This is a genomic window from Variovorax glucosi (assembly GCF_051216695.1).
Lineage (GTDB): Bacteria > Pseudomonadota > Gammaproteobacteria > Burkholderiales > Burkholderiaceae_C > Variovorax.
Genome location: NZ_JBPJZE010000002.1, coordinates 1,379,818 through 1,391,116, shown reverse-complemented (window position 1 = coordinate 1,391,116; position 11,299 = coordinate 1,379,818). Strand labels below are relative to the sequence as shown.

At 55.2% G+C, this 11,299-nt stretch carries 9 protein-coding genes and 1 pseudogene; 5 read left to right on the top strand and 5 right to left on the bottom strand.

From position 1 onward, the window contains the following. The 5 genes and pseudogenes from ACSFA3_RS14715 to ACSFA3_RS26540 all read right to left on the bottom strand — a co-directional run. Nucleotides 1-268, bottom strand: a 268-nt coding sequence (locus ACSFA3_RS14715) for a transposase (protein WP_435506182.1), incomplete at its 3' end; no start/stop codon positions are given. Nucleotides 269-286: 18 nt separating this feature from the next. Next, nucleotides 287-841 (bottom strand): DEAD/DEAH box helicase family protein, encoded by a 555-nt coding sequence (locus ACSFA3_RS14710; RefSeq protein WP_435506181.1) that lies wholly within the window; start codon nt 839-841, stop codon nt 287-289. Beyond that, nucleotides 841-3,138 carry an AAA family ATPase gene (locus tag ACSFA3_RS14705; RefSeq protein WP_435506180.1) on the bottom strand — a complete coding sequence of 766 codons (2,298 nt, stop codon included), beginning with the start codon at nt 3,136-3,138 and terminating at the stop codon, nt 841-843. Before ACSFA3_RS14705 ends, ACSFA3_RS14710 begins: the two co-directional genes overlap by 1 nt. A 359-nt stretch (nt 3,139-3,497) precedes the next feature. Next, nucleotides 3,498-4,085: a hypothetical protein gene (locus ACSFA3_RS14700; RefSeq protein WP_475544572.1), complete on the bottom strand. Its 588-nt coding sequence runs from the start codon at nt 4,083-4,085 to the stop codon at nt 3,498-3,500. A gap of 108 nt (nt 4,086-4,193) precedes the next feature. After that, a pseudogene (locus tag ACSFA3_RS26540) lies at nt 4,194-4,262 on the bottom strand (hypothetical protein); the annotation flags it as partial. A gap of 968 nt (nt 4,263-5,230) precedes the next feature. Here ACSFA3_RS26540 and ACSFA3_RS14695 point away from each other — a divergent pair. From ACSFA3_RS14695 to dut, 5 genes are all read left to right on the top strand, one after another. Next, nucleotides 5,231-6,445 carry a tyrosine-type recombinase/integrase gene (locus ACSFA3_RS14695; protein ID WP_435506178.1) on the top strand — a complete coding sequence of 405 codons (1,215 nt, stop codon included), beginning with the start codon at nt 5,231-5,233 and terminating at the stop codon, nt 6,443-6,445. A 1-nt stretch (nt 6,446) separates the two neighbouring features. Then, nucleotides 6,447-8,297, top strand: coding sequence for a hypothetical protein (locus ACSFA3_RS14690; protein WP_435506177.1), 1,851 nt, complete (start codon nt 6,447-6,449; stop codon nt 8,295-8,297). A 113-nt stretch (nt 8,298-8,410) separates the two neighbouring features. After that, nucleotides 8,411-10,183, top strand: a complete 1,773-nt coding sequence (locus ACSFA3_RS14685; RefSeq protein WP_435506176.1) for a hypothetical protein — start codon at nt 8,411-8,413, stop codon at nt 10,181-10,183. Further along, nucleotides 10,183-10,626, top strand: coding sequence for a hypothetical protein (locus ACSFA3_RS14680; protein ID WP_435506175.1), 444 nt, complete (start codon nt 10,183-10,185; stop codon nt 10,624-10,626). The genes ACSFA3_RS14685 and ACSFA3_RS14680 overlap by 1 nt, the downstream gene beginning before the upstream one ends. A 24-nt stretch (nt 10,627-10,650) precedes the next feature. Beyond that, entirely contained in the window at nt 10,651-11,112 is a 462-nt protein-coding gene (gene dut / locus ACSFA3_RS14675; RefSeq protein ID WP_435506174.1) for a dUTP diphosphatase, read from the top strand. Nucleotides 11,113-11,299 lie beyond the last annotated feature (187 nt).

Here is an 11,299-nt window from a genome sequence, read left to right as displayed (position 1 = left end):
GGCCGTTTTTTAGGATGTCGCGCTCCGTGGTGATCCGACGCAGCTCTCGTTGAAGCCGCTCGACCTCAGATGCTGACTCGCTGCGCAACGGCTTGTTGGGCCGCATGTCGAGCACACTTCCATGCTCCTGGCTGACCCACCGACGCAGCACGCTCTGCTCGATGCCAAGGTCTCGCGCAATGTGTGTGACCTTCGCTCCAGGCTGCTTGACCAGCTTCACCGCTTCCCGCTTGAACTCGTCCGTAAACGCTCTTCTCGTCCTTGGCATGTCTGCCTCCTAAACACATCATGTCATTCGATGTGTCCGGGAAATCGGGGGAAGCCCACTGACCGCCTTGGCCTGCAAATCCGCAATCTTTTCCTTGTCCTTCTCCGTAGGGCCGCTCTTTCGGCCGCCCGCCTCCGCTTTGGCGTCTTCGAGAGCTTGCGCGTTTAGCGCTAGGGATGCTTCCCGTATGTCGTCGTTGAACCCAGCGATCAAATCCCAGCAGAAGGAATGGATGGTAGCAACCTGCGTGAGGTCATTGATACCAAGTCGGCCAGTCACCACCAAAGCGGCATTCTTGGTGTACGTGATGACACGAACTGTCTGAGCGCGCGCTCTCAGCTGGCGCGCGAACCTCAGGTCAGGATCACCCGCTGGAGGCTTGGGGTCTAAGATCACGCCTTTCGGCCCGATGCCGGTGACCTTGCGCAACACGCCCACCAACGTGCGAGTCTTTCCAGAGCCTGCCCCGGCGAAGAGGAAGAAACTTCTCGGGGGCGTGCTAGAGACGTAGCCGACTATTTCGTCCACGACGCCAGCGTCGCGTTCGTTTTCGTCGCTCCCTTGGCTAGCCATCAGATGACCTCCTTTTTGGGCGTAATCAACTCCGCGTCAAGCCATGCTAAGGCGTCGGCGATGTACCCCGGGCAGTCCACTTTGTCGCCCATGCTGATGCGTTCAAACATGGTCGCGGAGAAGTCGCCTTTGTTGAACCCCTCGCGCAGCAGGGCGTGTAGCTTGATGCATAGAGCCTTTGGATCTGGCGTGGCCACGACGGCTTTTGCCACAGCAGCCAAAGCTCCAATTACTTTCGGCTGCGCGACTTCGCCGACCTGAGGCTTCTTACCCTTCTCTTCGCCGATCTTCTTGAACCACTCAAGGTTGGTCAGCACAAGGGCATCTTCAAATGAACTAGGCCACGGCCCGCCTTTGGGGATGGGAACCTGCCATGCAAACCGAACTCGCCCACCGGCTCCATTGCTCCAGGTGTGGTCGACATCGACCGGCTCGGCCATCAGGTGGAGTTCCTTCTTCTTGGGGTGCCATGCGTTTAGGGTGTCGTTCCCGCACTCCAACTGCGTTGCATCTTCGATTGCAGCAGCCTTGCGCACGGTCTTGTTTTCCTCTTTCGTCAAGCGTACTGGGTCGACGTCGGTGATGACGACGGTAGGAATGCCCAGCCGCTCAACCAATGGGCGAAGCCGGTGTGCATGACGCCCGCCGAGGTCGAGAAATGAGATGTAGCGCCTGTCGAGCTCGGGGAATTTCTGTTCGATGAACAGCGGGACTAGCATCCGCTCCGCGGCGCCTTCAACAAAAACTGCAGCATCTGCGAAGAGCAAGTCCGTGTGTTGCACACGGAAGTACCGCTCCGCAAAGGTCCGAGTTTCATGGTCAGCGCCAAATGCCGTGGCCAAGTCGATGACGTCCGAACACGGCATCGCGCCGGCAACTGCCGCTGGAATCCGTCGTACATATCGCAGACGGTCAAAGTTCTCAGCGTGGGCCAGATGACTCGCGTGAGTGCTGATGATGAGCTGACTGCCCAGATGAGCATGCTCCGGGGCAGTCGGCGTGATGAGTTCTGTCGCGCGCTGCGGGAAGACGCGCTGCACCTGAACGTGCAGGTGCGCCTCAGGCTCTTCGACGAGGACGAGATGCACGGCTGCAGGGCTACCCGCAGCCGGCCTCAGCCTGGACTCTCGATAGGAGACCAGTTGGTAGCTCAGCGACTGAAGGTTTTGGTAGCCCAGGCCAATGGAGTATTCAGGGAGGAATATTTCCGCTTCGCCATCACCCAAACGGTACTGCACGGCAGTGCTGTGGTCTAGCAGGTCACCAGTCTGGATACGGGTCCTGAAGTGAATCTCTTGCGGGTCATGCAGAGTCGGATAACCAAGCTTCTTCACATCCTCTATGGAGGGTGCCAGCGCGGCCTGGACTTGTGCATCCAGGTCCACCTGCGCATTCGCGATTGCCTCGATGAGTGCTGGCTGGTGGCTTTGACCGCTCGTCGCGACATTCAGGTGCAGCCGCGCATACTTCAGCAACTGGGTCGAGAACAGACCTACCTTGTGGGTTCCCGAACTGGATCGGGACTCAGCTTCCTCTGTTCCAAGGCCACGCTGTGCCGCAACGAAATCGACGCGGAGGAGCTTCGAAAGCTTGGTGCGGTCTACAGTCGCAGCCTTTGGCGGTAAGTCCTGCGGCGCGGCCGCCGCCTGCATCCCTAGCGGACTGAGGGTTGGGTCAAGCTTGTAGAGGACAACGCCTCCAAGGTCTGCCGGATGCCGCAGCCAGTAGTCGATGAGGTCAACGGGCCACGCGTGTGCTTTCTTGTTGAGGTCCTTGACCGGATGTCGAGCCTCCCGGTAGCGCCAGGCGAGGCGCTGGATGTCTTCAACCGAGGACGCTGGTTCGAGCCGCAGACGAACGCCCACTGCGCCCCCATCCCAATTGAGAGAGGTAATGAACGGCGCGACGATGTTGTAAGACCCTGTCTGCGCGTCGAACCAAAGGTCCATCGTGGGCATACAAGCAAGAAGCTTGGCTAGTTGCGCCTTCCACTGTTCAATGTCGCCCGCGGCCGACGCAGGGTCCTCGGTCAACTTCTCCCATTCGGCGCCCAGCGCTTTCAAGGCCGGCCATTGATTCAAGCTGATGTCGAACGCACCGAAAACCTGGCCGGAGGCGAGGAAGTTTCTGATAGCAATCAGCAGCGATGTTTTGCCACTGTTGTTGGCGCCGACCAAAACTGTTGTCTTCTTGTCGATCTTGACCTGGGTTTGCGCAAGGCGCCTGAATCTACTTAGCTCGATGCAAGCCAGCAGGACGTTAGGCGCTGTAGGGAGTTGCTGAGGCTGTGCGCTCATCGTCGTTCCTAAAGAATGGTGAGGTCAGATGCGGCGCACTCATGCTTGCGCCCGCGCAGCTGGCCATGCTGCAACGGCCACAGCGCAGATAAACATTGAAGAGCAAGCGGACCTGGCGGCTGTTATGCAAGCTGATGGTGCCACTCAGGCGCACGCGTTTCAATTCGCAGACAGCGGGGTTCCGTTGGATTGCTCATGCAGCAATGCCTCAAAGCGCAGATTTCCCTCAACAGGGTCGTTAGACTCGATGGCGGCACAACACTCCCTCTTGTTATAGGTGTTGCGTTTTAAGCGCGATACGAACTGCATCTTTTGAGCGCCAATATAGCGTCAATCGCCCAGCCTTCGGTCGGAGAGGCTCAGCGCGGCAGCGGATAGAACTGCGTCGCGATGTCGATGGCTCGGTCTTCCGTCATGACGTCATGGACAAACTTCTCCTTGGCGACCAAACGGATACAGCGCAGGCCCGACTCATCGTAGGTATCGAGCTTGACGAGGTAGTCCCGACCGAAGTCGATATAGACGGGGCACGTCGCATCGAGCCAGGTGCGCCGAGGTCGCACCCAGTCGTACTGGTGGTGCCCTCTGTAAGCCGTACTCACCTCCGCTTCGATGTCACGAATCGAATATATCCACCCTCCCCTGACTGTTGCTTTGGTTGCCGTCGGGTCATCCTGGAGGGCCTCGGACAGGCGGAAGAACATCCCCCTATTAGCGCCAAGCATGTGTCGCTCGGCCTTCGCCCAGACGATGTCGGCGGCTATCTCGGAATTCGGCTCAGGAAGCAGGTGGTAGATGTCGAAGTTCTGCACGAAGACGCTGCCATTGACCACCCAGACCAAGTTCTTGTAGAAGGCCTCACGAGATAGGCGCTCAGCATCGGACATCGCTGAGTGCTGCACCTCGACGACGATGCCGTTGGGTGTCTTGATGTCGGCGCGATGCACCTCTCCATCCTGGGCGAGATGTGAGACTTCGAGCCACGCCTCCGGGAATAGGCTCTTCCAAGATCGGTGCCAGGGCGTCTCGTTCTCCCACCAAGGGTCGCAGTTCCTGCGACCGAAGTGGGCCCAGTGATGCACGACCCGCACGCCACACTTTGCAACGACCGGACTTCCGCACATCGGGCAAGTCCCACGCCCGCCCGGCACTGGTTGAACCTTCTTCCCATCAACCTCTGCGAACTGCACAACCAATCTCCGGTCTCGGTGAGCAGCCATTGGCAGCGATTTGCAGTTCTATGGCCGGCCCGCGCTCCCCACAGTAGCTGCAGGTCTTGACAGTCTTGAGCTCCGTCCGCCGTAAGAACTCGTCGCGGAGGCAGGTCATGCAGAGGTATTTCATGGCCTCCATGATGCTGGAAGACTGCGGGCGCTTGCTGGGTAGCCGGCGACCCAGCGATACGCGATGGCGGTCGCCACCTTTGGGCTGGCAATCTACTCGATTCGCGCTGTTTCTTGCCGCTCGGCGAGTTCATGGTGCGCGCGCGATATAGCTGCAAGCCTCCGAAGTGCAACTACCTTCACAGAGTTCTGCACCGCCGACGAATTTGGCTCGACGGCCCGCAGTAGCTTGCGTAAATGCTTAACGTTGCATAACCGCCACGATCCGTATAGCGCCAAATTTTGCATCGTGCGCAGCAGTTGAGAAAGCCGTTGACGCCCGCTTCGCGAGGCCCTTAGGGTGGTCGCCGGCAGGGTCTGACAGGGGGTCAGCACCGCCTTCTCGACGGTGCGGACGCCGCCTCGGGAAGTTGTTAAGCGTCCCAGTGTTGAGGCAAATGGCAATGATGAAGTCAGGTCACTCGTCGGGTATGGCGGCCGCCTTAGGTCGGGCGAGCAAAGCAGCACCAGCAGATTGCTTTAGCTACGGTAGCCGCGTGATCCGAAGGGCTGTGCGATGGTCAAGCCTGTTGCGATCCCGAAAGCAGTATCTGCTGCAGACGTCCTCGCGGCCAGTGGCGTCGAGCCACCCTGGACGCTCGTCCAGGAGCGCGCTGGGGACTCAAACACAACTGTGAAGCGGCATCTCAAGACCTGGGAGGCCAAGCGCACAGCTCAGTCCCCCGCTCACGTACATGTGGCCCAAAACGATGCGAGAACTCTTCTTCTTCAAGCGCGAAGCTCTTGACCGAGCGCCAGTACCCGAAGGCATTGACGCCGAGGAGTGGTGCAGCTTCCTGCGCTCAGCCGAAGGCGAAATGCCCGAAGAGGACAGGCCCTGCTTTCTCGACGCTGCAACGTCAACGCCTGACGAGGAGCTCAACAGGTTCGTTTCAGAGCGTCTCATCACGCCGCGCCGCGCCAGCCCGCGGACATGGAGCTCGTACGCCCACGGCCTCTCAATCATGCTCCGACACCTGGAGCCGCAAGGCATCGACTGGAAGCACGCTACACAGGCGCACCTCAACCGCTTCTTCTGGGTCCGCACGTCTGGAAAACACCAGAACGTGCCCGCCATTACATCCAGCTCTTGGAACGTCAACGCGACGGCTCTGGTTCACCTCTACGAGTGGGCGAGGGATGACGGGCTCATCCATACTGTGCCGTTCAGCTACCGCGCCGGTTGGGGCGGATTTGGTGCGCCGCCGAAAGAAGTAGCCGACATCTTCGCGAAGAACCCCGAGAACTCCGTCCGCTTTATTCCAATTGATAACTACAAGAACATTTGGCGGCCCACTATATTGGCTGGCAGGAATTCTCTTAGGAATATCTCGCTCATTGATCTGCTTGTTGCGGCAGGCCTGCGCATCACTGAGGCGCTGAACCTTAACCGAAGCGATCTGCCTGATGTTCGCCATCCCCAGTGGAAAAATCGCATGACGGTTCCACTCACGGTCACTGGCAAGGGAAAGAAAAGCAGAACTGTGCGAATTCCGAAGCATAGCGTGCGTGCGATATGGTTTTACATCGAGTCAGACGAATATCAGTCCAAAGAGGAACTCAATGATGATTCCCCGGCGTTTCTCTCTACGCATGGCACTCGGCTAAGTCCACGCTCGGTTCAGCTTTTATTCGAGCGGATTTCCGATGCGACTGGCATAAAGCTTGTGCCGCACGGGTGCCGACACACGTTCGCCGTATACCAGCTTGCAGGCCTCATTCGTAAACTGGCCGTTCGACTGAAAGAAATTAAAGAGCACGGCGCGAGCGCGTACAAATTGCTTCTCACAGACCCGCTGCGTCAGCTTCAAAAACAGATGGGCCACTCAAGCATCCTTAGCACCTATATATACCTGGATTGCCTCGATGAGGCAGAGGAATTGGTAGAAGAATCGCTGGAGAGTTGGGTGACATGGAAATCTTGAAATGGCTGATCTGAAGATTGAATTTACTACAATCCCCGAAGAGATTGGACAGCCATACCTGATCGGCAGTCTCGTTCTCGACATGAGAGAACGCTTAGGCAAATGGGCGTTCTTGGACTTAAACGGTCAGACGCCATTTCGCGATTTGGCCCGCGACTTAGTTGCTTCACTTGGCCGCCACGCACTCTTCAATATAAAAAGTGGCTTCACGTTCAGAAGCTACCTTTCTACAATCACAAGGACCTTTGAATTCTCAGAGCAAGAGGGCTTGGCAAAAAACATTAAGCTCGCCGACTTCGACACGGAACTAATTCTGAGGTTCAGAAAACACACAAAGCAACGCTTAGAATCACAGAAAAATGTAACCTACCGACGACTGTACGGTAATTTTGATCGACTACTTCAAGCGGCAAGCGCTATTGGCCGCTTTGAACGAACAACAAGAGTCCCGCGTAATTTCAGGCACATTGATGACTCAACGGTTAGTCAGCCTTACACATTCTCCGAGCAACTGGATTTAGAAGAAACGTGCCGACGTTGTATTGATGAGTTGCATGCCCGCTTGCAACGCGGCAAAGAGCTGCTTGCCATCGGCTCCAATCCGCGGGGCGTTCGGAATGGCAGTGCCCGCAAGCCGGAAGAACTGGCCTGGAATAAACTGGAAAACCTCATTTGGTATGCAACCCATATTCATGGCGAGCTTCCGCTCCAGCGGCCCGCATTGAAAGCGTTAAAAGATTATTCGTATATCAACGCGATAATTGGGGTCTATAAGGGAGTTTACCGACTCTGGGACGTACATGCGCACCGCTACGCATTAACTGAAGACTTGATTCCCTATTTCATCCTGCTGACAAAGCGAACCGGCCGAAACGAATCATCAATTCTAACTCTAAGGCGCGATTGTCTTCGCGAAATAGACGGCAAGTTTTATTTGATTTACAGAAAACTGCGGTCAGCTGACAAAGAATTCAAAAAGTTAATAAAGGACGATGGCTTTTACTCTGCAGTTAGCCTTATCCGACAGCTGCTTGAGTTGACCGCACCATTTGCAAAATATGCGCCCGAAGCGGAGCGTGATTTCTTGTTTCTCGGAATGACCATTTTTACGAGAAGCCGGGCGCCAATGGTGAAGGCGATAGACCCTAGCTACTTCAAGTTCCAGATGAATCGAGAAGGCGGGTGGTGTGAGAGAAACAAGTTGGAAGATGCCTCCGGGAAGACATTTCAAGTTTCCTCGGTGAGGCTGCGAGTCACCTATCTCAGTCGAAAATACATCCAGCACGGCCAACTTTCGAAAGTATCAAACGACGCCGTCCACTCATTGGCCGACACAACTGTCGGCTATTTGGCCAATTCATCCACGAAGCACATTCACGACCAAACTGTCCGAGATGGGATTAATGACGCGATTGGGATTGTGAAAAAGCCAGCCGTCCTTCCAACAAATGACTTGGTTGCTGGTTCAAACGAGTTGAGCGTCCCGGTTGAGAAAGTACGCTCAATCCTAAAAGGAGAAATGGACGTTCTATTCAATGCCTGTAAGGATGTTTTGAATCGACCGGGAGGCGCTCCTAACACATTCTGTGGCAAGCCATGGGAGTGCTTTGGATGCAGCAACGCAGTAATTACTCGGCATGTGCTCCCCCGCGTGTATGCATTCTTGAATCACGCAGAAAGCATGAAAGTTGAGCTTGGCGCGGTCGAATGGACAAGCATGTTTTCACGAGCCGTTGATTTGATCCGCGCAGATGTCCTACCACGCTTTTCCGAGAACGTTCTCGAAACTGCCATGCGCCGAGCCGCCGCTGAGCAGTTCTACATCCCCATCGAATTGAAAGGTAACGCGTGACTCGACATGCGAAAGCCAGAGCTCCGTCAACCGACCGACTAGACACGAGTTCAAAGGTCGGATCGGAGGCGGCCGTGTCGCCAGACTCGATTTTCTCTCATGGCGTCTGGAAGATGAAGAAGCTGGTAACTACCCCAGGAGTGGCTGGGAGTCAGGAGCTACATCTACACAGCATTCCCGGGTTTCCAGGCGGTTTTGCGCTCGCAATTGCAGAGTACGCACACGCGAGGATGCACGAACCACTAATCGACGAGGATCATGAGGTCGATTGGCTGACCGTTCAGAATGAAATAAATTCGATCAAGACATTTGTCAGGTTCTTCGATTCCCTTGGGAAAGAGGATTTCTCCCAAATCCGTAAAGGCGATTGGTTGAGATTTCTGGAGAGCATACGGCTTGGGAAGGAAAAAAAACGAAGCCCCGAGCGAATTTCCACATTGGTAGCTACCGCCTATAGACTCTGGCGTTATGGGGAGCGGCTCACATTACCGCTACCGGAAATCCCGTTCGGCATGTCTATCGAGAAGTTGCTTCCAAGAGATGCGCGTAAAGGAGGAGGGAACAAAACTCCATGTATTCCTGACCATATTTTCTCACCACTCATGACCAGCGCGTTCTTCTATACGCAAGAGTGGGCTCCACACATTATTGAGGCTTGGCTTTCCGTTATGGCCAGCTGGAAGCAGATTTCCAAAAGGAATGTCTCAGCTTCCACAAAGGACAAAGCGCTCGCCGTGGCCGTTGGAAAAATCCTCCGCGACCGGCCATCCTATTGGAGGCTCATGCAATGGACCACCCTGGAAGAGTTGCTTGCGGAAGTTGTTAGCCTGCGAAACGGTGCGATGTTGGTGATCCTCGCATTTTCCGGAGTGAGAGTTTCCGAACTGCTTTCAATCGTGGCGAATTGCTGCGTAGAAGATCAACTTCCGTCGGGCGAGAAGGTCTGGTACTTAAACACTATTTTGCACAAGCACCGTGCAGGCGGGAAGCGCGATACGTGGGTGATTGTTGAAGAAGTGGTCGAAGCAGTCAAAATCCTTGAACAATTGACTCAATTCATTCGCACAGCCACAAAGAAGGATGGCCTATTTCTTACTAACGGCCACACCGCTTTTTCTGTCAATTCTGATCTGGCAAGCTTTGAGTGGAAGCCTTACACGTCAGCGTCAATCATTTATCACATCAAGGCTTTCGTGTCGCATTGCTCCACATTTCTTGGGCGTGAAATTCCATTACATGAGACAAACACTGGGCAATTTGTAGAGTGGCGATTTAATGCACGCCAATTTAGGCAAACACTCGCTCGGTACATCGCTCGGCGGCCTTTTGGCGTAATCGCCGGCATGCTGCAGTACAAGCATATCAGCGTGGCCACGTTTGAAGGCTACGCAGCAAATGACCCTGGATGGAATAAGCTCGTGAGCGAAGAGCAAGAACTTTTCGATGTGGATATTCTCGGGGAGATTGCGCTCGACATCGCCGCTGGAGAAATCGCGGGCGGCCTTGGAAAAGAGTTGGCGACGAAATGCAAAGTAGAATTTGAGGGGCAGGCCGTAGATGCCAATGCCTCGAAAATTGCAAAGTGGCTCGAGAGCGGCTCACAAAACATCCATGTCGGCAAGCTCAATCTATGCTTATTTCGTCCAGAACAAGCTCTGTGCACAGAGAAGCGGCCAGATGCCGAAGGGCCAGTGCTTAACGCTTGTGATCCAGGGAGTTGCTCAAACTCCTGTGTGCGTAAGGAGCACCTCCCCATTTGGCAAGGGCAGCTCGAACAGACCCTTGAGTTTGCCGCGCTGACCAAGTGGAACAAACTTCAAAGAGAGCTATTGAATCGAGAGGCTGATCGCATTCGAGACACCATGACGATGGCCAAGGATCGTTGATGCCAGAAAATTACAAGAACATTTCACGCGCAATTTCTGTATTTGCAACTGCTGCACAGAATTCAAAATCACCGGCTGGCGATATGGCGGAGACGGTCGCAAAGAAGGCAAAAATATCACGCGCCACCCTTTATAGGTATCTCGCAAAATATCCCGATTTGCAAATACCTTATAACCTTCTCAAGCGCCCCACGCACAGAGTGTCGCGTAAAAATGGATTTAAATCTGCGAACTTCGACGGCGAACTCGAAGCAATTGAAAATCTTAAAAAAGAAGTGGCAGCTTTAAAAGAGGAGCGAGACGAAATTTCCCAGACGAAAAATGCGCAGATTATTCTCTTGTGGAACGAATGCAAGCGACTGCGCCAACTATCTTCTGATTCCAGCGCTGACTTTGGTGGTAATATTTCCACATTAAGAAAGCGCGGCATAAATCCGCCCTAATGTATCTTGTTCTGGAGTGCTCCCATGTTTCGAAGAATTGAAGCGAAAGTTGTGAATCCACTGCTCGGCACTGCCGTGCCTGCGCCTACTTACGCTACAGACGGGTCAGCGGCAATCGACTTGCGCGCCTGCATCGTAGAAGCCATCGAGCTCGCTCCAGGCGCCCGCACGCTGGTGAAGACCGGTCTTGCGATCAACATGATGGACCCCGGCCTGGTCGCAATCGTTGCGTCACGGTCAGGTTTGTCCTTGGAGCACGGAGTCCGTGTCGCGCAAGGGATCGGCGTTGTGGATTCGGACTACCACGGCGAAATTGGCGTCATTCTCGCCAACGACAGCGACACGACCTTCAGGATTGAGCCTGGCGAACGTATCGCTCAGCTGATGTTCCAGCCTGTGGTTCAGGTGGCGTTTCAGTTCGTGGACATGTTCTCGATAGAGACCTCGCGAGGCGAAGGCGGCTTCGGAAGTACCGGGCGCGCGTAGGGCGGTCTCACGCGAGAGCGCCCGCCGGGAGGTAGTGGCGCTTATCGCGATGAGCTTCCTTCGGCATTGTGACCGGGCGGTGGGCAGCCACAGGTCTTGCTGGGCCATCTGAGCGAATGGCCGTCCATCGAACTCAAAGTCGTCTAAGCCCTGACCCTCCCCTCACCTGCGTGTTCCGGGCGAACTT